This is a genomic window from Neobacillus sp. FW104-15D2, from assembly GCF_058790155.1.
Map to the genome: position 1 here is coordinate 1 of NZ_JBYTCJ010000050.1, position 22,988 is coordinate 22,988.

The following is a 22,988-nucleotide window of genomic DNA, read 5'->3' on the forward strand; positions in this document are numbered from 1 at the left end:
AATATGGAATAAACCTGGCTTTTTTCAATTGTATTTTCTCAGTAGGACTATAAAATCGGAAGATTTTCAGTAGCCTCGCTAGCAGCCGAAGCGTTTTTTACTTTATATCAGAATGGCTCTAAGCCTTCTGGTTTTCATAGAATCTTGCTTCAATAAACTCATTAACCTTTTTTACAAAAGTACCTGGACTGAAGGGCTTTAACATATAGTCGTTTGCCCCTATCTGGATGGCTTCCTTTTCTTCCTGCCCTCCGCCCTTTACGGAAAGAATAAAAACAGGCGTATCCTTTACCGCCCGTAATTCCTGCAGAACAGAAATCCCATCTTTTCCAGGCATTAAGACATCTAAAATGATTAAATCATAGTCGGAAGATAATGCTTTTTTTAATGTATCATCACCATTATCCGTTTCTTCAATCAAATAATTTTCGCGCCGAAAGTACATGCTTAATAAACTGCGCAGAACTTCTTCATCCTCTGCGATTAATATTCTTGGCTGAATACCCGGCACCCCCCATATTTTTATGCTATCTACTATTATCTTAATCTAGGATTGGAAGATTATTCAATTGCCAAAGTTGAAATATTTTCGACTTTTTTCGCTATAGATTGCGGTATTGGGCATGCCTTTTCCTTTGGAGAAATTCCTCAATTGTTCCTGATCCAAAAAGGACTCCCGATACAATAAAGAGCAAGCCCCATAAGTGATGAGGTGTTATTTTTTCACCTAAAAGGAGGGCAGAACCCACTAAAGAGAAAAAGGTAGTTAAGTTTAAAAAGATAGATGCTTCCGCAGGTCCTAATTTTCCGATCGAATAATTATAAAGCATATGTCCCAATGCTGTAGCAATAATAGCTGAGCCTAAAAACGCGAGCCAAATACTAAAACTCAGATTTGGTATTTCCTTTAAAGCGCCTGGCTCCTGTACCAAACTTATTATAAATAGTACAACGGAGCCGAATACAAGCATATACCCTGTTAACAATCTAGGATCCAGTGTCTTTGCAGCTTTACTAATCAAAATAAAGCTTAGTGCCTGAGACATAATTGAGATGAACACAAATAAGTCCCCAATCGACAAATCTGAAAAACCCTTCCCGCCTGAAAGAACCGTTAACAGGACTCCAACACTCCCGAAGAAAAAGCCCATTGAACGAATAAAGGTAGGCGTTCTGCGTAAAATAACAGTCGATAAAATCGCCGTCAACAGCGGGCCTGCGCCTAAAATGAGTCCCCCGTTGGTTGCCGAAGTATAGCTTAAACCAGTCGATAAAAAATAATGGTGACTCACAACATTCAGGAGTCCGCCCAGTATAATGTACTTTAATTCCTCTCTGGTTGGTTTCCTGACAATTTTCATGAAGAACAGGATGATAAACACGGTTACTCCTGCCGTAAATATTCGAAGAGAAGTAATTGTTACAGGCTTAGCGTGGGTTACGAGAATTTTAAGGACGGCTACATTAAAACCCCAAGAAATCATGACGCACATAATCATTATGTAAATTTTTAAATTTTTCAAGATAATGCCTCTCTCTGGTGAAATTTAATAATTAGAGTATAACATTACGAAACACGAAATATATTCAAAAAAGCCTAAATAATCAGCGTAAATTTTTCACAGAGGAATTTAAGAAAAATACCCCCTTTTTTAAGTTAGCTGGGTGTATTATTATTGGGTAAAAGCAATTTATTTAAAGGGGAAGTTTGAATGGTACTTATCCGGGACGCGGTTATTCAAGATCTGCCAGCTATGTTAGACATCTACAATTATGCAATTGTTAACCTTAATGCAACCTTTGATTTGGAGGAACAGACACTCGACCAGCGCAAGGTCTGGTTTAATAAATACGGTGGTTCCCATCCCCTTATAGTTGCCGAATCTGCCGGAGAAGTAGCCGGATACTGCAGCCTTTCTCCATTTAGTCCAAAAGAGGCTTATTCAAAAACTGCAGAGGTATCCATTTACATTTCAGAGAAGCATCAGGGAAAAGGAATGGGCCGCACTCTATTAACTGAAATTCTGGAAAGAGCCAAACAGCTTGATTTCCACAGTATTATTGCCATAATAACTTCCGGTAACGAAAGCAGTGTAAAGCTACATGAGAAATTTGGCTTCACTTTTATCGGACGCCTTCAAGAAGTGGGTTATAAATTTGACCAGTGGCAGGATGTAGATTATTTTCAGCTTCTTTTAAATAAGTAACCGGGCCTATCTGCTTAGACAAAGGTCGATTACGAAGGTGAAATAAATGGCATTTAATTACTAGTATCGGGCAAAGTTAGCTCTAGAAGGCATATGGTAAAATCGGACTTTAGCTAAGATTGGGTTCCTCTAGAAAGTTGGGTATTAACTTTTAAAAACCTGCTCATTTACCAATAAAAGACCCTTTTTAACCAAAAATGCAGGTTTCTTTTCAAAATCCATACTAAAAGAGGCTGGCCCGCGGGCCAGTCTCTTTTTCCTTACGACTCTACTTTACTGCCAAATTTGCCTTCCTGATATTCACGGTAGGCCTGGCGGATTTCGTCCATGGAATTCATAACGAATGGACCGTATGCCACAACCTCTTCCCTAATTGGCTTTCCAGAATATACGAGGACTTTGGAACGCTCATTGCCTTTTAAGAGAAGCTCACTTGTCCCCTGTCCTTCTTCGTTAAAGGTTAGGGTTGCTGCTCCTGTTTTTCTAATGGTGTCACCCTCCCTTCCAACTTCCACTTCACCACTCAAAACGTATATAAAAGCGTTGTGGTTTTCAGGAAGCAGATGAGTGAAGCTTGCACCTTTTTGAAGCGAAATCTCAGCGAGTGTAAAAGGAACTAGCGGTTCAAGCGGCCCTTTCACTCCCCCTGCCTCTCCTGCATAAAGCTTCATTTGACCACCTTCAAATGAAACAGAAGGAGCCTCATTATAGTATATATTTTGGTAGGACGTATTCGTTGATTTCAATTCTTTTGGAAGGTTAAGCCATAGCTGAAGACTATGGACGATATCATTTCCGACTGCCTCTTCCGCATGTCTTGCCCCAGAACCGGCGTTCATGTACTGAACATCCCCGGACTCAAGAACATCATGGCCGCCATGATTATCAATGTGCTCAAGCCTTCCATCTATAATGTAAGTAATCGTTTGAAAACCTCGGTGCGGATGGTCGCCAAAGGTTCCCCGCTTAAACCAATCCTCAGCCATTAAGATAAAAGGATCCAGCTCTCTCCAGCGCTCCGGATTTAATACTAATCCAGCCTGAATATGCGGATAGCCTCTTTCCTCGTATTGTACGGTCCATTTCGTTTTTACTTCTCTTTGAAAATTGACCACAAAGCTTGCCCCCTTTGTATTTCTAAGTTTCTTAATCAATTTAACTTATATTTACAAAAAAATCACTTTCCCTGACTGAATATAAAAAGGGAAACATCATCTGATGCCTCCCTTTTCCTTATTTTGAAGTAACAGCAGGTATGAACTGCCCTTCCACCTGATCAGGCGGCAATGGTTGGCTGTAAAAATAACCCTGTCCTATTCTGCATCCATTTGCCTTTAAAAACAGAACTTGTTTCTTTGTCTCTATTCCCTCAGCAATGACCTGGAATTGCAAATTATGACCCATGTCTATTATGGTTTTTACCATGGCCCCCTGGTTAGAATGCTGGATAATGTCATCCACAAAAGATTTATCAATTTTGATACTATCGATTGGAAGATGTTTTAAATAGCTAAGCGAAGAATACCCAGTACCAAAGTCATCAATTGAAATTTTTACGCCAATTTTCTTTAATTGGTCGAGAATAAGGGTTGATCTTTCAATATTTTGCATGATGCTTTCAGTAATTTCTAATTCTAGATAATGAGGGTCCAGCCCGGTTTCGGAAAGAATCCTTGTCACTGATTCTACGAAGTCATCCTCCTGGAACTGGCGGACGGATATATTTACAGCAACAGGAATTTTGCTAATTCCCTTTTCCTGCCATTCCTTCATCTGCTCGCATGCTTTTTTGAGCACCCATTTTCCTAGCGGAACAATAAGCCCTGTTTCTTCAGCAAGAGGAATAAATTGACCAGGAGAAATAAAGCCCCGCTCCGGATGCACCCAGCGTACTAGTGCTTCCATTCCTATAATGTCCCCAGTCTCCAGTTCAATCTGAGGCTGGTAGAATAAAACAAACTGATTTTGATCAAGCGCTTTTCTTATACCGTGCTCCAATTCCATCTTATGAGATGAGACCCCATGCAGCAGAGAGGTATAAAATTGATAAGTATTTTTCCCGCGTTCTTTTGCCAAATACATGGCGGTATCAGCATTTTTAATTAAAGCCTCTTCATCATTTCCGTCACCCGGGAACAAGCTGATTCCAATACTAGGTGTTACAAAAAACTCCTGATCGTCTATGTCCAGAGGAAATGAAAATTCTGCGAGAATACGTTCCGTCACTTTTATGACTTCCTGCCTGTCCGCATTTTCCACCAGGATTAAAAATTCATCCCCGCCTTGCCGAGAGACGATTCCATCCTGCTGTACAGCATTTTTCAGCCGCTTTGCGACTATTTGTAAAATATGGTCACCAATGGTATGCCCTTTTGTATCATTAATAATTTTAAAGCGATCCAAATCTAGAAATAAGACTGCCAGTTTGGTCCCTTCCCCCCGGTTTATTGCATCGTTAAGGTGTTTCCTAAACATATTTCGGTTTGGAAGGCCCGTCAGCCCATCATAATAAGCCATATACTCAATCATTTTTTCTGCCTTTTTACGCTCTGAAATATCTCTTCCAACAATTTGCCTTGCCACTCTTCCTTCATAAAGAATTGGCATGGCAGTCATTTCAACTTCTATACCCTTTCCATCAGGGCTTTCCATGTTAAATTCAAACTGCATCTTATCTTCAAAGTTATCTTCAATCGTTAATTCCTTGTTTTTAACTTCATTCAGAATATCCTGAGGAATCAAATGAGAGATGGGTTTTCCAAACAGTTCTTCCGAGTCTGACGCTCCAAATAGACGGCAGCCCGCTTCATTTATGTAATCAATTTTCCCTCTGCTATATACAGCTATGATATCAGGTGACATTTCAACGATACTGCGATACCTTTCCTCGCTTTCTCTCTTGTCTGTAATATCAAATAGAACACTGTTAAAATCGATAAGGTTGCCTTTCTCGTCCAGGAGCGGAATCCCTCTGTCCTGTATCCAGCGCACTTCGCCATCTGGCCGGATGATTCTATATACACTTGTCACCGCTTTTCCTTCAGCAAGTACTTTCTTCCGTTCAGTTAATACAGGAAGGTCATCAGGATGGATAACCTTTTTCCAAAGCAAATGATCCTGATAAAAATCGTTCATCGAGTACCCATATAATTTTTCAATACCTGGTGAAATTAAGAGGTTATTCGTCGGATCTTGCGACCAAATGGCAACATCCAGAGTATCAAATATATTCTTAAGCCTTCTCCTGTTTCTCTGGAGCTCTGATGAAGTTTTGTTAATTCCCTTCAGCATTAAATAAACCAGAGATGTAGAAAGCAAAAGCACCGAAATATCGATCAAAAAGGCAGTTGTCCTTTTCAAACTAAAAAAGGTGGATACCAATTCATCAAAAATCTCAGCTATGACGATAAATCCTAATATAATTGTCACATTATACTTTTGAATTTGATTCTTTACTTTCATCTAAAATGTCCCCCAGCTGCAGGTAACGTCAATTTTCAGTCTATTTCGACCATTTACTCTAACATATCAGAAAATCTTATTTCCGACAATGTAAGTTATCACTCTTAATATGGACTTTTACTAAAAAAACAAGGCTTTGTTAATCTTGCCTGTTGATTTCCGCTTTCGGCGCTATGCACCTGCGGGGTCTCCCTTGGACCGCTTTTCCCGCAGGACATTGAATACCTCCCTTGAAATTGCCCACGCACGAAGGAAATGCGATAGCGTTTCCGAGGAGTCTCGCGCCTTTTGCTTCAATCAAATTAGGGAAAAATCAACTTTGAGCTTTAATACCAGAGCCAAAACAAAAAAGCATCCGTATTTACCCATGGATGCTTTTAAGAAAGTTAAGATGTAAACTTAAACGAGTGTTATTTGATTTCTCCCCTGATTTTTTGATTCGTATAGTCCCATATCGGCCCTTCCAAGCATAGCATCGGTTGTTTCTCCAGGTTGAAAATCAGTTACCCCAAAACTCGCAGTTTGTCTGCTGCCAACTGCGAATTCGTGTTTGCTGATTGTTTTCCTCAAGCCCTCAGCCCATTCTGCAGCCTTTTCCAAAGGACCATTAAAAATGATAAGAAACTCTTCTCCACCCCAACGGCCAAAAAAGGCCGTTTTCGGAAGAAATTCCTTAATAAGCTGGGCAAACTCTTTTAATACATTGTCCCCAGCCTTGTGGCCAAATTCATCATTTACCATTTTAAAATGGTCGATGTCAAAAAAGATAATAGAAAAAGTGGTTCCTTGTCTGGTCGCCTTTTCCGCGTGTGTATCAAGCCAAAGATCAATCTGACTGCGGTTTGCTATCCCGGTTAAGGTATCAACTGACGCATTTCTTTTTAAAAGCTCAATCTCTCCATGCATTTTAAATACCTTTTGAAAAAAGAAGAGTATAACGATATAAACAATATTAGCTATATAATATTGTGCTAATGGCACTAAATAATAAGCTGGGATATGATTAAGATTTTGCATGCCAAAACTAAGAGTTACCGCAAAGATAATTAGCGAATAAATTAAACCCAATTTCGATTGCAGGGTAAGGAAAAACAGAATAAATACTAATGGAGTCCAGATTACCGCAATCCCCAATGCGCCCGGTTTCCCCATTGCCATAAAGTGATAAATAGAATCATAAACAGAAGCTATATGAGCCAAACTGATGATTGCCAGATTCATATATTCGATTGCACGAAAGAAAAGGTTTTGGAAAATCATATACCAGCTTACAAGCATGATCCAGAAAAGAATAGGTGTTACCATTTCGTTAAACTGACTGCTGGCTGCGGGATTAGGGTGGACAATACTAAAGATAATTAAAGCCAAAATAATAAATGGGATGATCCAGAGATAAATGCTTCTTTTTAAGTTATCCAGTGACTCCATAACGATTCCCACCTTTTAATTAGGAAAACTTGGCATTCGCCAAGCCTTTTTGGCGGATGCCTTAGTTTTGCTTATGCGTTCAGAATTTATGGATATAAATACTGATTAGCTAAATAAAAAAGCTAATCTAAAAGATTAGCCGAAAATAAACATCCTATGATCGGCAACTGGCTGGCTTTGTCGTTTGACTTTAGCCCCTTTAGCTTTGCGTCCTTACCTTTCGATAAGTTTGCCATTTCTTTTAATTTTTGGGTATTTAGTCCTATGTACTCATTCTATTATATAAAAATAGACATTTCAATAGGGCATATAGTTATAGATTCCTAAAATTTTCACAAGACACTTAATCAATCAGTACGAGCCTATTTGTTTGTGTTTTCCTGTCTTGATATGATGAAGGGACAAAATGGTGAACGGAGGCATTTTTTTGAAAAAGGCAGTTAAAGTGGTTGCAGCCCCGATAGAGAATGAGGATGGGGAAATATTTTGTGCACTTAGGTCCCCAAAAATGTCTATGCCAAACATGTGGGAACTCCCGGGTGGAAAAGTAGAACCAGGGGAAGATCCTTTTACCGCCCTGAGAAGGGAGATTTTTGAAGAACTGGGCTGTGAAATCGATCCCATTGATATCTTTCATGAAAACCCTCATGAATACGAAAGCTTTACTATTCAATTGATTACGATTAAAAGCAAAGTGGTTAAAGACATACCAAAGCCTTCTGAACATTCCAAGCTTATATGGCTGAAGAGAGAAAATCTTGCCTTGCTGGTATGGGCTCCGGCCGATGTCCCTGCGGTGGAGAAACTGATAAGAGAATAGCTCTACAGACTTTCCAGTTGCTCCCTAAACATTTTACTTGGACGTTCCTTGGTAACTGAAAAAAACATATCGTTATTATACCTATTTATTTCTACAGGATTCTCAGCAATCAGGTCATTACCTGAAGGATAAATATGGTTAATGAGTTTCACAATATCTACCATGCAGCCCACTACTCTTCTGTTATGTGTTTTTGTAAAAGTTATTTCGTCTATCTGATTTAGAAAAAGGGTTATTTTTTCAGGCTTATACCCCTCAGCCAAGAACTGTGTATGAAAATGGTTTCGAATAAGCTCATTAAAATTACGCAGATCTTTCTTTTTTACTCCCACAATGGTCAAGCTATATAATGTAATATCATTCATTAGGAGCAGATTATTGTATCGGCCTATTTTAAACATATTCATATGCCATGTCATTGTATTTGGCGAGATCTCCTCACTATAAACTTCCGGTGTTATCCCCAGCTCTTTTAATGCTTTTTGAGTCGCGCCTATTATCAGCATTGTTCTACCACGCCTATCCTATTATTTAGAGAAAAAAGCCCGTTGGCATCCTCTTATTAAATCACGATAAAGCTTTGATTCTTTCATCAAGCAAGCCGAATACTTTTTCAATCTGCTCTTTTGGAATGTTGCCGTAGTTGTCCCCGACGCTTAGTTCAAAATAGCAGGAGTCTTCTCCTGTTTCTCTCAAATTCCCGGTAATGCCGATGCCTGTTTCTTTATAAATATCTGCCAGGAGCGATACTAGGCTTTCCTTAGCCACATGAAAATGAACATGAAACATATTTGAAACGGGTCTTTGAGGTAAAGTGGATACATTCTCGCAGTTATTAAAAAACTCAGCCAGTTCCTTTGACTCCTCATAATACTGCCCCATTTTATTAACTCTTTTATCAAAGTAATAGTCTGAGCTAATAATATAAGGATAGAGGCTGATTAAATCCCCGCCATGGCGCCTTTTCCATATCTTTGATTCCTGAGTAAAGTCCTTTTCACCTGCAAGGATTGCACCAGCAATTCCGCCAATTCCTTTATATAATGAAACATAGACACTATCAAAAAGGCTGCAAACTTCAGCTGCTGTTTTTTCATAATATGGAAGAACTTCAATTAATCTAGCTCCATCCAGATGAAGTTTAATCCCTTTTTCATGGCAATAAACGGAGATTTTTTCAAGAGTCTGGTAGTCAGGCAATTGTCCGCCAATTTCACGCTGAGGCAGCTCAAGCAGCAGGCATGCAATATCCTCATCCATGGATGTCACGTCTTCCAGACTGATGACTCTATGTTTATCAGCAAGCAAAACTGGCTGTATATGATGTAATTCCTTTAGTCCATCTTGTTCATGGATTTCGAGGTGGCATAACGGGTGATAAGCAACCTTCTTTGATTCCTTTCTGTCACACCAGATTCTTAATGCAATCTGTTGTGCCATTGTCCCGCTTGGAAAAAAGACAGCTGTGTCCTTCCCCAAATACTCCGCCATTTTTTTCTGGAAATCCTCTATAATCTGCCCATCTCCATACATATCACTTTCAAGGTGCCCGTCTACATCCTTGAATGCTTCTTTCATGATTTCAACCTCTCTAAACCCATTGCCTGATAATTGGTGCTTTGTCTGTTTAAAGGCTTTTAATAGTTCCTCTCCCATGCTATGTACCCCTCTCTATTTTTCAAATGATAAACGATAAATTAAGAATCTTTCATTTGGATTATGCTCGTACAAATCCGGAAGCCTAACTTCCTCTATTAGCTTAAAGGCTGTATGGTTTTCCAGATAAAAGATATAATCCTCGGATGAATAGTAGAATACCAAATCAATATCCCTCGCAACTTTTTCTATCGATAAGAGGATATTGTTTAAAACTTTTGTAAATACCTGCACCGAAAATGGATTGAAAAAATAAAACTGATTATCGCGGGAATCAATATCATATTCCTCCGCAAATAGCTGGAGGAAGTGGATTTTATTCTCCCTGTTTTTTCGTTTTTGAAGATAAGACTTTCTATTTTTAATAGCATCTTCAAAGTAAGCCTTATTCATTTCAATCCCCGTTACGGCAGCATCGAAAAAATGATTGATATAGAAGTTTAACCTTCCTTTTCCGCAGCCAAAGTCAACGACTTGTCCATTGGCTTTTATCTCGTAGGTTTCGAATAATTTCTCAAGAGCGCTATAAGGTGTTGGTTCATACGGATGGTAGTGGACTGAACCATTTACCAGCCTTAACCCTCCCTCAGTTTTGATATTGAGTAATTTATCATAGTCATGTTCCTTCATGGTGACTCCTATCAGATTTAAATCTTTATGTTAAATAATACTAATTGATATAATTTAACTATAACAGTTTAGAAAAGATTAGGCTAAGGTGGATATAGAAATGATAAAAATTATAACGGACAGTTCTGCAGATTTACCTAAGGAACTGCTTGAAAAACATGATATTACCGTTGTTCCTTTAACTGTCACAATGGAAGGAAAGGATTATCGGGAAGGGATTGATCTGAGACCAAAGGAATTTTTTGAAAAAATGTTCCTTTCAGACGATCTGCCCAAAACATCGCAGCCATCACCGGCATCTTTTTCAGAGGTTTTCTCGAAATTTGACGGCAATACGGAATTACTCTGCTTCACCATCTCTTCCGGTTTGAGCGGAACCTATCAATCAGCCTGTCTAGGCGGTGAACTTTCCAAGGCAAAGGTTACGGTTTGGGATACATTGGGCGGATCACTGGCCCATGGAATCCAAATCCTTTTGGCAGCTGAACTTGCTGAAAAAGGCCATGCAATGGATGAAATCCTTGCAGAACTGACAAAGTACCGGGAAAGAATGAATATTCTTGTCCTTTTGGATACTTTAGAGAATATTGTAAAAGGCGGACGTTTGAGTAAATTTCAGGGTTCTCTGGCAAAAATCCTTAACATTAAGGTTATCCTTGAAGGTATTAAGGGGGAGGTTGTGATGAAGGAAAAAATCCGCGGCAGAAAGAAATTCCTTAAACGGGTTTACGAGATTATCGGAGAAAGAGAAACTGATTTCTCCCATATCACCTTTGGCATTACCCACACCGGAAATAGGGAAGAAGCCGAAGAAGTAAAACAGGAAATCCTCCGGCAATTCCAGCCTAAAGAAGTAATCGTCAATTATATGGGCGCGACAATGGGCACCTATGCCGGAAAAGGCGGAATAATTATATCTTTTTAAAAGTAAGGCTCATCCAAAACATGGATGAGCCTTCTTCTTTAATATACCTTTGCCTGCTCTTCCCCATTTAGTACTCTGAGAGCACCAGCAGCGAATGTATTGAGCTCCTCTCTCCTGGGAAAATTCTCATCAGAGTTGGAATGTTTATCTACATGAATGAGAAACTTAATCTACATTGCTCATGTGCAAGATACTCAAGGAAGCTGTTCTTAGATGAGAATTTGCTGGGCGCTGGAGTTAGACAATTTTATAGCTTTCCTATCTATTAGAAAAGACCGGCTTTCGCCGGTCCTATACTTAAATTTAATTAAAACTCCTGTTAAGAAATGCTCTGGTCCGGTCATGCTGAGGATTTGTCAGCAGATCGTCAGGATGTCCAGATTCAATTATTTGGCCATTGTCCATGAAAAGAACCCGGTTTGCAACATCCTTAGCAAATCCCATTTCATGGGTTACAACTACCATGGTCATATGCTCTTCAGCGAGATCCTTCATTACTTTTAACACTTCACCAGTTAATTCTGGGTCAAGTGCTGAAGTAGGTTCATCAAATAGTAAAATTTCAGGATTCAGCATTAAAGCCCGAGCAATAGCAACACGCTGCTTTTGTCCACCTGACAGATTGGCTGGATAGGCATCCGCCCGATTAGTGAGCCCGATTTTTTTCAAAAGCTCCGTGCTTCGATGCTTAATTGCGACTGGTGACTCCCTTTTTAACATTCTAGGAGCAACTTCCAGGTTTTCTATTACAGTAAGATGCGGAAACAGATTAAAGTGCTGAAAAACCATTCCCATACGGGAAGTTATTTTCTTTAAATCCTGTGGCCTTGAGTAAACCCCATCCTTCACTAGATAATCATCTGCAACTCGGATGCTGCCCCCATCTATTTCCTCAAGATGGACAAGACTGCGGAGCATGGTGCTTTTTCCGGAGCCGGAAGGGCCGATGACCGCAACCACATCATTTTTATTTACTTCAAAGGTAATCTGCTTAAGTACATCCAGATTCCCGTAAGATTTTTTAAGATTGGAAACTTCAATAATAGCCAACTTCACCACTCCTTCCTATTCAAATTTAAATCTGCGTTCAAGCCATCTAAAGAACATACTTAATACGAACGTAATGATTAGATAAATCACACCCGCATAGAAAAAAGGCATGATGGTAAAATCACGGTTAACTGCCGTCTCTGCAAAGTGCAATAACTCTGGCACCGCAACGGCATAGAGTAAAGCTGTGTCCTTGACCAATGTCACGGATTCATTGGCAACAGCCGGCAGTGCAATCCGGAACATTTGCGGAAGGATAATTTTTCTGGTCGTTTGCCATCTGCTCAGACCCAGAACTTTCGAAGCCTCATATTGCCCCTTATCAATGGCCAAAAGTCCGCCACGGAAGATTTCTGCAAAGTAAGCCGCATAGTTTAGAGTAAAACCAAGTGCAGCAGCGACAAACCTGTCCAAAACAAGGTATTGGCCGATTCCCGGAATCAGCGGAAGACCAAAACATATAAATAATAGCTGCAGCAGTAATGGCGTACCGCGCATCAAATGAATATAACCCTGACAAAGTAAGGACAATGGTTTAAATTTACTTCTCACTGCCAGTGTTAACAGAAAGCCCAGCGGAATCGAAACAGCAATAGCAATCAAAAATAGCAGGATTGTTGTCTCGGCCCCTTCTAGCATGGGCACAATAATTGTCTTAAAATAATCTGCAGACATAAAGTGTTCCTCCACAAACAAAACAGGGTTTCCGAAGGAAATCCTGTTTTGTGTCATTTTCTTTAACTCTATTTTACTTTAGAACTTTATTTTCGCCAAACCACTTAGTTGAAATCTTAGCGGCTGTGCCATTTTCATTCATTTTATCCAAAGCTTTTTGAAGCTTATTTAATAACTCTTCATTACCCTTTTTCACACCTACGCCATATTCTTCCGGAGCAAGTGATTCATTAAGGAGTTTGTAGTTATCCTTTTCCTGCGACATGTAGTACTTAATAACAACTTCGTCAATTACTACTGCATCAAGTCGGCCTGACTTCAAGTCACTAAGAGCGGTAACATTGTCTTTATACTCTGTAACGTTTTTGATCTTAGATTTGATTGGATTAGCATCCAAGGCATCTGCTGCGGAAGACATTGATTGAATACCCACATTCTTCCCTGCCAGTTCATTTAACTTTGCGATTTTTGAATCAGCAAGAGTAACCACTACCTGTGCATTTTTCAAATAAGGCTTTGTAAATAATACTTTCTTTTTACGGTCATCAGTAATGGTATATCCGTTCCAGATAAGGTCGATACGGCCGCTGGCAAGCTCAGATTCCTTTGTGCTCCAGTCGATTGGCTGGAATTTCACTTTTGTTCCCATTTCCTTAGCTGCTGCTTTTGCATAGTCTATATCAAAACCAACTAGTTTATTATCTTTATCGCGGAAACCCATTGGAGCAAATTTGTCATCAATACCAATGACAAGCTCTTTGTCCTTACCGGTATCTGCTTTAGAAGAACAGCCAGTTACAACGGAGAAAACTGCTGCGATTATAAGAAGAAATGTAGCTATACGTTTCATTATAAAATACCACCTTTAATTAATTAATAACGCTTTAGTACGTTACCATATTATCAGACTAGCACATTATAACACTTTAACATACTAAAATACAATATAAAAATGGGTCATTTTTCACTGTTCACCTATATGTAAAAAGTGGATATTAGAAACTTGGCATTCGCCAAGTCCTTTTGGCGGGTGCCTTAGTTTTATTTATCAGGCTCAAAACGGCACATCGTGTGCCTTTCGCCCGACTAGGCCATCCTCGGAAAAGCAGGTGCTTTTCCTTCGTGCGATGAAATAGCTGACGAAGCCTTCCTTGTCCTGTCCGTCGTGCGTTCAGAATTTTTGGATATAAAATTCTGATTAGCTAAAAAGAGGCTCCCACATCGGGAAGCCTCTCAAAAAAAACTATTCTTGAGCGAATTCAATAGTACTTCTGACGGTATCAATAGGGCGAACCATACTTTCAATCTGCTCACGTTTTGGTTCTAGGAATGGAGGAAGCGATAATTTCTCCCCAAGTGTTTCATAGGGCTCATCACCCATAAAGCCTGGTCCATCAGTCGCAAACTCGAATAATATTTGCGGAGCCACTCTTGAGTACAATGATTGAAAGAAGTAGCGATCCACAAAACCTGAGGTCTGGAAGCCGAAGCTTTCCATGCGATTAGTCCATTCATCCAGTACAGAACGATCTTCAACCCTGAAGGCAGCATGGTGTACTGTACCGAATCCCTGCTGAGCTGGAGGCAGAATGGCATTGTATTCAACGACAACCTGCGCACCATTTCCACCCTCACCTACCTCAAATAAATGAAATGCTCCTTCTTTGGCAATCTCTTTGAACAAGAGAACCTTTTCCATCATTTCTTTAAAATAATCAAAGTTAGCGATCCGCACAAAAATCGGGCCCAGGCCAGTAATCGCATATTCTAATGGAATCGGTCCCTTCTGCCATGGAGTTCCTGATTTAACTCCTTCATTGTTCTCATCGGAAATTAATTGATATTGCTGGTCATCAAAGTCTGCAAAGGAAAGAGTCTTTGTTCCAAACTGTTCTTTAATGCCTGTATGCTTTACTTCCAGACGTTCAAAACGTCTAACCCAATATTCAAGTGCTGTGTCACTTGGCACACGGAAGCTTGTTTTTGAAATCTCATTTGTACCGTGGATCCCTTTTGGTATTCCCGGAAAATCAAAGAAAGTCATATCAGTACCCGGGCTGCCGGAGTCATCTGCAAAAAATAAATGGTAGGTCTGGATATCATCTTGGTTAACCGTTTTTTTAACTAAACGCATTCCTAATACAAAAGTAAAAAATTCATAGTTCTTTTCAGCACTGCTTGTAATCGCAGTTACGTGGTGGATCCCCTTTAATCCGTTCATTTTAAAACCTCCATTATTAACTGATTCAGTAAATATACTTTTAATATTTCCTATTTACCAGGTATTCTAATCTTATTTCAAAAATTACCTTTAATTCTAATATCTTTAATTCGAAGTAATTTTATCATGGATTCTTTTTAAAGTCAAAAAAGGCAGCCAGTCATCTGACTGCTGCCTCTTAGTTTAACTGTTAACTTGACTAGGGTTGGTATTTCGAATCGTTTTCTTATTCCTTGTGCGAAGGTACCATTCTGTCAGGGCTAAGTTAATTCCAATAGCTGCGAAAATGGCAAGAGGAAATCCAATGGAGAATCCTAAGCCCATCACAAACACAGAGATCGGCATTAAAATTCTGAACGTCACAAATACTAGCGTAATGGCATAGCTTCGCAGCATCCATTCCTGATGACTTTGAATATTGCGCTGCCGTATTCTTTTAAAGCCCATGAAGGCCGAAGCGAACCACAGGATATCCAGTACAGCAAATCCAATTCCAGAGCCTAGTCCCCCTGTTGCATAAAATGCCAGATATATACCTGCTGGAACACTTAGAAAAATGGATGTCATATAGGTTTTTCCAATAGTACGGTGTAGCTTTTTGTTCTTTCTGCTTGCTTTTAAGAATTGAAAAGGCCCTATAATCAACGCAATGGAACCTGTGGTTACATGAAATAGTAAAAAATACTTCCAGACATCATAGGGAAAGTTCTTAATGCTTTCGAACTTTCCGCTTATAATCCCCGTTTTCTTTGGATCCATTACAATATATGCTAAAACGATATATGCCATAAATAGTGCTATTACCAGATAACATAATAAGACCCAAACATTTACTCTTCGTTTAGCCAATCATATCTCCCCCAACCTTATTTTCTATTTGGATGCCTTTTAGAATGGCCTCTACATGGAACTGGATTAATGAATCTTCATTAGCCCAATGGAAGCCTGGAAACTTTATTAATAACGAAGTAATCCCGTGCAATGAAGCCCAGATAGACTGTGACACCAGTTGGACATCGGCTGTTTTAATCACTTTGGAGTCCATAGCCCTTTTTACAGATTCCATTAGCAAAAGAAATCCTTTATAGCGGTCATTATTTGGCAAATCGATCTGGTGCTGCTGATCGATATTGCCTATAAAAATGAATTGATAATATTCCGGATTGCTTAATCCGAAACCAATATAACCATATAAAACTGCATTTAATCTTTCTTCCTCACTGCTTCCCTCACTTTTAGTAACCGCCTCCTCCAGGCTATTAAGAAAAATCCGATAGCTATAGCTTAAAAGATGCTGCAGTATTTCTTCCTTATTTGCAAAATAGTTATAAATGGCCGTAGGTGAGTATTCGATTTTCTGAGCAATCTTTCTCATCGATACATTTTCATAACCTTCTGCTGTAAATAGCTGTACTGCCGCGTTGATAATATCCAACTTCATTTCTTCTACTTCCTGCTCCCGCTTTTCTCTTCTGCCCATTTAAAAAATTCACTCCTGCTGCATTTATTTAACACCGTTAAATTTATTTAACAATGTTAATTATACATCTTTTTCCATATAAGTAAATTGGTTGCTTTGGAAATTTCTAAAAAAAAAAATAACCGGGGAGAGTATCCCCGGTTTTTCCCTTTAGCTTAAGCTTCTACAATATCAGGCTGTTTATAGACTTCATGATTAAATTCGTCTGTTGCTTTACTTGTTAGGACTCCGGCAGTAATTGCCCCACTAACATTTAAGGCTGTACGGCCCATGTCTATTAATGGCTCAACCGAGATTAACAGACCAACAATAGCAATCGGAAGGTTCATCACTGATAATACAATTAGAGCCGCGAAGGTAGCTCCTCCTCCTACACCCGCTATACCGAAGGAACTAATCACGACTACTAAAATCAGGGTAATGATAAACGAGAAGCTGGTTGGATCTACTCCTGCCGCAGGGGCGACCATTACAGCAAGCATGGCTGGATATATCCCTGCACAGCCATTCTGCCCAATTGACAGACCAAACGATCCGGCAAAGTTGGCAATCCCTTCTGACACACCCAAATCCTTTGTTTGCGTTTTAATGGTCATAGGCAAAGTCCCGGCACTGGTACGTGAAGTAAAAGCAAAGGTAAGTGTAGGCAATGCCTTTTTCACATAAGATAAAGGACTCAATTTTGCTAATGACAGCAGCAATAAATGGACAAGGAACATAATAATAAGTGCCACATAAGATGCAATAACAAATGTGCCTAATTTGGCTATAGCAGCATAATCACTCGTTGCAGCTACTCTCGTGATTATGGCAAAAATCCCGTACGGTGTCAGGCGGAGAATCAGCCTGACAATCCTCATTACAATTGAATAACTCATATCAATGGCCTTTGAAAAAAGGACAGCCGTTTCAGACTCCTTTCGTTTTACTCCCAGATAAGCAAAACCAACAAAGGCTGCAAAAATAACCACTGCAATCGTTGAGGTTGGACGGGCTCCGGTTAAATCCTGAAATGGATTGGCCGGCAAGAGCTGGACTATTTGCTGAGGAAGAGTTGCATCTTTTACTGTCGCAAAGGTTTGCTGTAATTGCTCATTTCGGGAAGCTTCAGCATCTCCGGAATTTAAATGGACACCATCAAGGCCAAATCCCAATGCAGAGCCAATTCCAATTGCTGCAGAAATGGCGGTTGTTCCTAGCAAAATACCGAGAACAAGGAAGCTTATTTTCCCAATATTCTTCGTTAATTGAAGCTTTGTAAAGGCACTGACGATGGAGATAAATACAAGAGGCATGACAATCATTTGCAAAAGCTTTACATAACCGATACCTACGACATTAAACCAGTCAACTGATTTTACTGTTACCTCGTCCGTTGTTCCGTAAATAAAATGAATAATAAAACCGAAAATAATACCTAACCCCAAAGCAGTAAAAACACGTTTAGAAAAGGATACATGCTTTTTTTGAAGCTTAAACAAACCGGCTAATAGCAACAGAAAAACAGCGAGATTAACAATGATCAAAAAAGTACTCATTCTTCACCCCTCCTTATTAACAACATATGAGCAGTGAAAAATTATTATTCCAACCCGACAGGTATGCTTTAAAATAAAACTGCATTGCTCCCGGTAATATTGTGTAACCTAACTTTGAAGCGGATAGGAAAAGGAGGTATGATAATTGTTGTCAGATATGTTTGATCAGGACCAGATTGGTACATCTATACAGACATTCAGCATTATTAAAACCAATCAAGTAGCAGATGGCTTTGAGATACTGCTTAATATTGATTTAAACAGCGGTTATGAACTTGAAGATGTAAAGATGAAAATTACCTTTGAGGATATGGAAGCATATGAAACAAAGGACATTCAGGAAAGCGTAAAATACGCATTGGGGTTTTTTCACTAGAATAAGAAGGCTGCCAGGATTATTCCCGGCAGCTTTTTCAATCTTTATCTTTCTGTTTTATATCCACTTTTTCGTCGATTTCCTTTGAGAACTCGGTCAGTAAATCGGGCTGATACCTTTTGACCGTATACCCCTCCTCTCTTTTTGAACGGGCGCGGAAGCGTGTTTTCATAGCTAAATATATTAATCCAAAGAAAACGACCAATACGATTCCAGCAATGAGTCCTGTTGTTTGTCCCTTTATTAACGGCATGCTTAACAAAATAATGATCAAGCTGATTAAAGCAATCCAGGATGTATATGGGAATCCCGGCATCTGACAAATTCCTCCGGGAGGGCATCCATGGTTTTTTCGGAATTTAATGTGGCTTGCCATTATCACTGCATAGGTAAAAATTAAGGTGAAACCGCTTGTCGTGATTAAAACTAAATAAACCCTTGGAAACAATAGTCCGAATCCTAATCCTAATAGCATGGCAACCCCTGAAAAGATAATTCCTTTATAAGGCACGTCTGTCTTATCTTTCAGGAACCTCGGCGCATGGCCTTCAAGTTCAAGAGACCTGATCATTCTTCCCAGGCCGAAAATTGCTGCAAGCATGGCCGAGAGACTTGCTGAAATCAAGACAACGTTAATTGCTGAACCAGCCCAGGTTATGCCCCATCTATTTAGGGATTGCACCATCGGACTTTTTCCTTCATATAGTACGGATGTTGGAATTAGCGGCATTAATACAAGTGCATAAAGCAGGTATAAGCCAACAAGGCCAATAACGGTATTGCGAATCGCTTTAGGTATGGTTTCTGTTGGGTTTTCTGTTTCAGAAGCTGCCAGTGCAATAATTTCAAATCCGGCATAAGCGAAAACCACAAGCAGCATACTTCCGGCTATGCCCTTTATGCCTCCTGGCGCAATGGGTTCTCTTAATAATTCACCAGCCCCAATTGCGTGCGCTCCTGGCAGCAATCCGAGAATTAAGACGATCGCAGTAATGATAAAAAAGATAATCGCAAATATTTTAACGAAGGAGAGCCCGCTTGCAAGCCTTCCTACCAAATGTGCGCCCAAGAGATTAAGCAGAGTTACACCAATAATAATAATGCTTCCCAATAGACCGATGGATACGTGAGGATACCAATTCCTAACCAGAATTGATATTGCCGTTCCCTCACTGGACATGGAAATAATGGTTCCTGTCCAATATAGCCAGCCTACAACGAAACCTGTTCCCGGACCAAGCTGCTGAGCTGCAAAGCTGCTAAAGGATCCGACAGACGGACTTGCTACAGTCATCTCTGACAAAGCGTAGAGGATTAGATAAACCAATACTCCACCCAATATATAAGACAAAATAATAGATGGCCCAGCAGCATGAATGGCAACCGAAGATCCGAGGAAAAAAGAGCCCCCAATCACACTTCCCAAAGCCATCATTGTGAGATGCCACGAGGAAAGTCCTTTACGTGTATTTTCCATTACCTTTCTCTCCCATACCTGTTTTTGTTAAGTGATGTCTAAATTATTCTTTACTCAATAGGAGAAAAAGATTCTGGGGAAAAAAATAGCAGAGTAGTGTCTACTCTGCTTTAAACCACCTGTCCTCTTGTCTGTTTCGTTTTCTGTTCCTCTTTAATTAAGGTACTTCCGATTAATCCCATAATCGCAAAGAAAACGGGAATGATAAACCCAAAGTGATAGCCTGTAATGACAGGACTGGAATGAAAATGATCCAGCACTTTCCCGAAAATCACAGGGAGAAGGACAGCACTCAAAAATCCTCCTGTATTGGCAAATCCGGAGATTACTCCGACCTCTTTTATATTAAATGACTGCCTGACTACAATAAAGGTAAGCGCACTGGCTCCATTACCGAAACCTATAATAAAGAACAAGGTTACTAACAGGAAGTATGGAGGCTTCCCATTAAATAATAGAAACGCGGCCCAGCTTAAGATAATCAGGATATGGGCTGTCATATATGGACGTTTAATCGAGCCTAACCGGTTTGTAATCCAGCTTGATAGCGGACCTCCAATCATTGCTCCAATCAGACCGACCATTATTAGCTGGCTGGCATGGGATCTAGTCATTCCATATACATGCATTCCATAAGGCACCGCCCACGAACCAATAAATCCAACATATGGACCTACAGCACCAAAGTGGCAAAGGAAGGTGGCCCAAGCTTGTTTAGCAGAAAAAACACGACTTAAGAGTCGTAGTAAGTTTTCACGTTTACGCTCTTTTTTAGCTGGTACAATAAAGTTCATTTGTTTAGGTTTTTTAACCAGAACTATATATAGAAGTAATGCCACTAGGCATAGAACAATTCCTGAAATGAGAAATGGCTGTCTCCATCCTGCAGCCGCAATCCACGCGGAAAATGGAAAGGTCGCGAGTAAAAATCCAAGACTGCCGCTCATGCCCGCTACACCCAGCAATCCCACAAATTCATTTACTTTAAACCACTGGCTTAAAATGAGCACTAAGTTAACCCAAATAGTCGCATCTCCTATTCCAACCATCAGCCTTGCTAAAAGGAGAATATGCTCATTCGGGGCAATGCTGTATACCAGGGTACCTAAACCGTTAATAAGAGTTCCTGCAATAAGAAAGATATTAGGTCCAAAACGATCAGATAAAATCCCAATCGGAATCTGCAAACCTGCATATGCAAAAAACTGAACACTCGTCAGCAATCCAATTACAGATGCTGACACACTAAAGTCCTTCATCAATTGATCTGAAATTAATCCGGGCGCGGTCCTTTGGCTCACAATTAAACAATAAGCCAACAATACGGACGAAAAAACAACCCATCTATACTTGCTATTCTGCTTTTCCACTGTCAAAAACTCCTGTTAGTAAAATCATAAATTTGATTATACTCCTAAGTTACAGAATTCAACATTTTTAAAACTAAAAAAAGAACTTTTTTTTAAATCTCATTTTATGTGCGAAATCAAGAACATGTTTTTCTCGATCCTTAGAAGGGACGCTGGTCAGTTATATAATGAATGAGTGCTCGATTTACTATTTTCATCATTACATAATCGACTTTTTTTACTAAATTGGCCAAACAATACTCATCCAATACAGATGAATGACAGCCACCACAGAATACACACTGCTCACAGCTATTAATGAAAATTTAAAGACCAGCTTATTAAGGTCAATTTTAAATAATGAATACAACAATAATAGGCTTAGGCAGGTTTTCAGGAAAACAATTCCCTCAGGAGGCATTTCTGCTAAAAGGGGATTACCTTCATTGAAGAGGTGCAGTTTCATCCCAACATATGTGCTTAGACAATCGAATGAATTTAAGGCAGCAAGTAAGAATCCCCATTTCTTCATAGCCTCTACCCTCCGGATGACAATTTAGGTTAGTTTATTCCCATGCTTTGTTTATATTCCATCCATATTTTCCTTACTTAAATACCCGCAAAAGGTCCTTTTATCACTAAAATGAACCCATTTGTCTCATACTATCTTGAAGAGGATAAGAATGAGGTGTTTGTTTTGTTCCGATTAACCTTCCATATCATATTGATTGGGTTGTGCTCTGCTCTTTTTGGGTTTGTTTATAACACATTTTTCATCCCACATAAATTAGCATCCGGCGGTGTCAGCGGAATCGCTTTCTTTGTTCATCACTATTTACATATTAATACTGGATTGGTTATTTTAATCATCAATATTCCCCTTTTGCTTCTTGGCATTAAATACTTAGGGAAAAGATTTATCATGCTTACCATTTATTCCGTCCTGGTGATGTCCTTTAGTATGAAATACTTTCCTATCCATGCGATTAGCAATGATATTCTGCTCTCAGCGATTATTGGCGGTGCACTTTATGGAATTGCCGTTGGTATCATTATTCGGATTGGTGGTTCTACTGGGGGGACTGACATTGTCAGTCTCATTCTTGCCAGGAAAAAGAATCTGCAGGTTGGATTAATGAATATTTGTATGAATCTAATCGTTGTGGGTATATCGGGGCTGGTATTTGGCTGGAATATTACGTTGTATACGATTATCGCTATTTATGTATCAGGCCGTGCAGTGGATATGGTTTATACAACTCAAAACAAATTAACCTTAACGATTATCACGGAAAAGTATCAGGAGCTAAGTGATGCCCTCATTCATTTACATGCAAGGGGAGTTACCATTACTGATGCGGAAGGTGCATTTACGCATAAACCTAAAAAAATTCTGACAACGGTTATCACTAAATATGAACTTAGTGAAACCAAACATACAATCAAAAGGACCGACCCGAAGGCCTTTGTAAACATAACTCAGACACTTGAAGTGATGGGGCACTTCCGAAAGAGTTAATAAAAAATCCCCATTTTGTTCAATATAGATTTTTTCTCGGGCGCTTAAATGGGATCAGCCTTTTTATCAAGATAACCTAAAAGGGGCTTCCCTGTAACTGATGTGACCCCCAAAAGTTAGAGTTTTATATTAAGCAGCCGATTGGCTGGTATGAATCCGGTATTGTACTGGACTC

Annotated in this window: 23 protein-coding genes and 1 riboswitch; of the genes, 5 read left to right on the plus strand and 18 right to left on the minus strand. The window is 39.6% G+C overall.

The window, feature by feature from the left end; translation table 11 throughout:
* Nucleotides 1-118: 118 nt before the first annotated feature.
* Both AC3WR0_RS24385 and AC3WR0_RS24390 read right to left on the minus strand, forming a co-directional pair.
* Nucleotides 119-511 carry a response regulator transcription factor gene (locus AC3WR0_RS24385; protein WP_492554693.1) on the minus strand — a complete coding sequence of 131 codons (393 nt, stop codon included), beginning with the start codon at nt 509-511 and terminating at the stop codon, nt 119-121.
* Nucleotides 512-602: 91 nt separating this feature from the next.
* Nucleotides 603-1,523: a DMT family transporter gene (locus AC3WR0_RS24390; protein ID WP_492554694.1), complete on the minus strand. Its 921-nt coding sequence runs from the start codon at nt 1,521-1,523 to the stop codon at nt 603-605.
* Nucleotides 1,524-1,712: 189 nt separating this feature from the next.
* On the opposite strand from AC3WR0_RS24390, the gene AC3WR0_RS24395 reads away from it, so the two are divergent.
* Nucleotides 1,713-2,207, plus strand: a complete 495-nt coding sequence (locus tag AC3WR0_RS24395; RefSeq protein WP_492554695.1) for a GNAT family N-acetyltransferase — start codon at nt 1,713-1,715, stop codon at nt 2,205-2,207.
* A gap of 260 nt (nt 2,208-2,467) precedes the next feature.
* Here AC3WR0_RS24395 and AC3WR0_RS24400 read toward each other — a convergent pair whose 3' ends face one another.
* The 3 genes from AC3WR0_RS24400 to AC3WR0_RS24410 all read right to left on the minus strand — a co-directional run bounded on the left by AC3WR0_RS24400 (nt 2,468) and on the right by AC3WR0_RS24410 (nt 7,097).
* Nucleotides 2,468-3,322: a pirin family protein gene (locus AC3WR0_RS24400; protein WP_492554696.1), complete on the minus strand. Its 855-nt coding sequence runs from the start codon at nt 3,320-3,322 to the stop codon at nt 2,468-2,470.
* A 118-nt stretch (nt 3,323-3,440) separates the two neighbouring features.
* Nucleotides 3,441-5,669, minus strand: a complete 2,229-nt coding sequence (locus AC3WR0_RS24405) for a sensor domain-containing protein (protein WP_492554697.1) — start codon at nt 5,667-5,669, stop codon at nt 3,441-3,443.
* Nucleotides 5,670-6,068: 399 nt separating this feature from the next.
* On the minus strand, nt 6,069-7,097 hold the full coding sequence (locus AC3WR0_RS24410) for a GGDEF domain-containing protein (protein WP_492554698.1): 1,029 nt from the start codon (nt 7,095-7,097) through the stop codon (nt 6,069-6,071).
* 159 nt (nt 7,098-7,256) lie between these two features.
* Nucleotides 7,257-7,341: riboswitch (cyclic di-GMP riboswitch) on the minus strand.
* A 183-nt stretch (nt 7,342-7,524) separates the two neighbouring features.
* Here AC3WR0_RS24410 and AC3WR0_RS24415 point away from each other — a divergent pair.
* On the plus strand, nt 7,525-7,917 hold the full coding sequence (locus AC3WR0_RS24415) for a (deoxy)nucleoside triphosphate pyrophosphohydrolase (RefSeq protein ID WP_492554699.1): 393 nt from the start codon (nt 7,525-7,527) through the stop codon (nt 7,915-7,917).
* A gap of 2 nt (nt 7,918-7,919) precedes the next feature.
* Here AC3WR0_RS24415 and AC3WR0_RS24420 read toward each other — a convergent pair whose 3' ends face one another.
* From AC3WR0_RS24420 to AC3WR0_RS24430, 3 genes are all read right to left on the minus strand, one after another.
* The gene (locus tag AC3WR0_RS24420; protein ID WP_492554700.1) at nt 7,920-8,423 is read right to left on the minus strand and encodes a DUF6933 domain-containing protein; all 504 of its coding nucleotides are present in this window, start codon (nt 8,421-8,423) and stop codon (nt 7,920-7,922) included.
* A gap of 61 nt (nt 8,424-8,484) precedes the next feature.
* Nucleotides 8,485-9,573, minus strand: a complete 1,089-nt coding sequence (locus AC3WR0_RS24425; RefSeq protein ID WP_492554701.1) for a threonine aldolase family protein — start codon at nt 9,571-9,573, stop codon at nt 8,485-8,487.
* A gap of 15 nt (nt 9,574-9,588) precedes the next feature.
* Nucleotides 9,589-10,203, minus strand: coding sequence for a class I SAM-dependent methyltransferase (locus AC3WR0_RS24430; protein WP_492554702.1), 615 nt, complete (start codon nt 10,201-10,203; stop codon nt 9,589-9,591).
* A gap of 100 nt (nt 10,204-10,303) precedes the next feature.
* Here AC3WR0_RS24430 and AC3WR0_RS24435 point away from each other — a divergent pair, with 100 nt between their 5' ends.
* Nucleotides 10,304-11,128 carry a DegV family protein gene (locus AC3WR0_RS24435; RefSeq protein ID WP_492554703.1) on the plus strand — a complete coding sequence of 275 codons (825 nt, stop codon included), beginning with the start codon at nt 10,304-10,306 and terminating at the stop codon, nt 11,126-11,128.
* Nucleotides 11,129-11,431: 303 nt separating this feature from the next.
* Here AC3WR0_RS24435 and AC3WR0_RS24440 read toward each other — a convergent pair whose 3' ends face one another.
* The 7 genes from AC3WR0_RS24440 to AC3WR0_RS24470 all read right to left on the minus strand — a co-directional run bounded on the left by AC3WR0_RS24440 (nt 11,432) and on the right by AC3WR0_RS24470 (nt 18,092).
* Nucleotides 11,432-12,178 (minus strand): amino acid ABC transporter ATP-binding protein, encoded by a 747-nt coding sequence (locus tag AC3WR0_RS24440; RefSeq protein ID WP_492554704.1) that lies wholly within the window; start codon nt 12,176-12,178, stop codon nt 11,432-11,434.
* Nucleotides 12,179-12,193: 15 nt separating this feature from the next.
* The gene (locus AC3WR0_RS24445; RefSeq protein WP_027320522.1) at nt 12,194-12,853 is read right to left on the minus strand and encodes an amino acid ABC transporter permease; all 660 of its coding nucleotides are present in this window, start codon (nt 12,851-12,853) and stop codon (nt 12,194-12,196) included.
* A gap of 73 nt (nt 12,854-12,926) precedes the next feature.
* Nucleotides 12,927-13,703, minus strand: coding sequence for an amino acid ABC transporter substrate-binding protein (locus AC3WR0_RS24450; protein WP_492554705.1), 777 nt, complete (start codon nt 13,701-13,703; stop codon nt 12,927-12,929).
* 393 nt (nt 13,704-14,096) lie between these two features.
* The gene (locus tag AC3WR0_RS24455; protein WP_492554706.1) at nt 14,097-15,074 is read right to left on the minus strand and encodes a ring-cleaving dioxygenase; all 978 of its coding nucleotides are present in this window, start codon (nt 15,072-15,074) and stop codon (nt 14,097-14,099) included.
* A 183-nt stretch (nt 15,075-15,257) separates the two neighbouring features.
* Nucleotides 15,258-15,923, minus strand: a complete 666-nt coding sequence (locus AC3WR0_RS24460) for a DUF2306 domain-containing protein (RefSeq protein WP_492554707.1) — start codon at nt 15,921-15,923, stop codon at nt 15,258-15,260.
* On the minus strand, nt 15,916-16,554 hold the full coding sequence (locus AC3WR0_RS24465; RefSeq protein WP_492554708.1) for a TetR/AcrR family transcriptional regulator: 639 nt from the start codon (nt 16,552-16,554) through the stop codon (nt 15,916-15,918). The genes AC3WR0_RS24460 and AC3WR0_RS24465 overlap by 8 nt, the downstream gene beginning before the upstream one ends.
* A gap of 155 nt (nt 16,555-16,709) precedes the next feature.
* Entirely contained in the window at nt 16,710-18,092 is a 1,383-nt protein-coding gene (locus AC3WR0_RS24470; RefSeq protein WP_492554709.1) for an L-cystine transporter, read from the minus strand.
* Nucleotides 18,093-18,237: 145 nt separating this feature from the next.
* On the opposite strand from AC3WR0_RS24470, the gene AC3WR0_RS24475 reads away from it, so the two are divergent.
* The gene (locus AC3WR0_RS24475) at nt 18,238-18,468 is read left to right on the plus strand and encodes a hypothetical protein (RefSeq protein WP_492554710.1); all 231 of its coding nucleotides are present in this window, start codon (nt 18,238-18,240) and stop codon (nt 18,466-18,468) included.
* A gap of 37 nt (nt 18,469-18,505) precedes the next feature.
* Here AC3WR0_RS24475 and AC3WR0_RS24480 read toward each other — a convergent pair whose 3' ends face one another.
* The 3 genes from AC3WR0_RS24480 to AC3WR0_RS24490 form a co-directional block, all read right to left on the minus strand.
* Nucleotides 18,506-19,945, minus strand: coding sequence for an amino acid permease (locus AC3WR0_RS24480; protein ID WP_492554711.1), 1,440 nt, complete (start codon nt 19,943-19,945; stop codon nt 18,506-18,508).
* A 110-nt stretch (nt 19,946-20,055) separates the two neighbouring features.
* Nucleotides 20,056-21,315: an MFS transporter gene (locus AC3WR0_RS24485; protein ID WP_492554712.1), complete on the minus strand. Its 1,260-nt coding sequence runs from the start codon at nt 21,313-21,315 to the stop codon at nt 20,056-20,058.
* 220 nt (nt 21,316-21,535) lie between these two features.
* Nucleotides 21,536-21,826, minus strand: a complete 291-nt coding sequence (locus AC3WR0_RS24490) for a DUF5658 family protein (RefSeq protein WP_492554713.1) — start codon at nt 21,824-21,826, stop codon at nt 21,536-21,538.
* A 165-nt stretch (nt 21,827-21,991) separates the two neighbouring features.
* On the opposite strand from AC3WR0_RS24490, the gene AC3WR0_RS24495 reads away from it, so the two are divergent.
* The gene (locus AC3WR0_RS24495) at nt 21,992-22,813 is read left to right on the plus strand and encodes a YitT family protein (RefSeq protein ID WP_492554714.1); all 822 of its coding nucleotides are present in this window, start codon (nt 21,992-21,994) and stop codon (nt 22,811-22,813) included.
* Nucleotides 22,814-22,988: the final 175 nt, after the last annotated feature.

What these genes read in the sequence shown, in the direction of transcription:
- AC3WR0_RS24395 (WP_492554695.1), top strand. Translation starts at nt 1,713, where the DNA reads ATGGTACTTATCCGGGACGCGGTTATTCAAGATCTGCCAGCTATGTTA.
- AC3WR0_RS24405 (WP_492554697.1), bottom strand. Translation starts at nt 5,669, where the DNA reads ATGAAAGTAAAGAATCAAATTCAAAAGTATAATGTGACAATTATATTA.
- AC3WR0_RS24410 (WP_492554698.1), bottom strand. Translation starts at nt 7,097, where the DNA reads ATGGAGTCACTGGATAACTTAAAAAGAAGCATTTATCTCTGGATCATC.
- AC3WR0_RS24420 (WP_492554700.1), bottom strand. Translation starts at nt 8,423, where the DNA reads ATGCTGATAATAGGCGCGACTCAAAAAGCATTAAAAGAGCTGGGGATA.
- AC3WR0_RS24425 (WP_492554701.1), bottom strand. Translation starts at nt 9,573, where the DNA reads ATGGGAGAGGAACTATTAAAAGCCTTTAAACAGACAAAGCACCAATTA.
- AC3WR0_RS24430 (WP_492554702.1), bottom strand. Translation starts at nt 10,203, where the DNA reads ATGAAGGAACATGACTATGATAAATTACTCAATATCAAAACTGAGGGA.
- AC3WR0_RS24435 (WP_492554703.1), top strand. Translation starts at nt 10,304, where the DNA reads ATGATAAAAATTATAACGGACAGTTCTGCAGATTTACCTAAGGAACTG.
- AC3WR0_RS24445 (WP_027320522.1), bottom strand. Translation starts at nt 12,853, where the DNA reads ATGTCTGCAGATTATTTTAAGACAATTATTGTGCCCATGCTAGAAGGG.
- AC3WR0_RS24450 (WP_492554705.1), bottom strand. Translation starts at nt 13,703, where the DNA reads ATGAAACGTATAGCTACATTTCTTCTTATAATCGCAGCAGTTTTCTCC.
- AC3WR0_RS24455 (WP_492554706.1), bottom strand. Translation starts at nt 15,074, where the DNA reads ATGAACGGATTAAAGGGGATCCACCACGTAACTGCGATTACAAGCAGT.
- AC3WR0_RS24465 (WP_492554708.1), bottom strand. Translation starts at nt 16,554, where the DNA reads ATGGGCAGAAGAGAAAAGCGGGAGCAGGAAGTAGAAGAAATGAAGTTG.
- AC3WR0_RS24470 (WP_492554709.1), bottom strand. Translation starts at nt 18,092, where the DNA reads ATGAGTACTTTTTTGATCATTGTTAATCTCGCTGTTTTTCTGTTGCTA.
- AC3WR0_RS24480 (WP_492554711.1), bottom strand. Translation starts at nt 19,945, where the DNA reads ATGGAAAATACACGTAAAGGACTTTCCTCGTGGCATCTCACAATGATG.
- AC3WR0_RS24490 (WP_492554713.1), bottom strand. Translation starts at nt 21,826, where the DNA reads ATGAAGAAATGGGGATTCTTACTTGCTGCCTTAAATTCATTCGATTGT.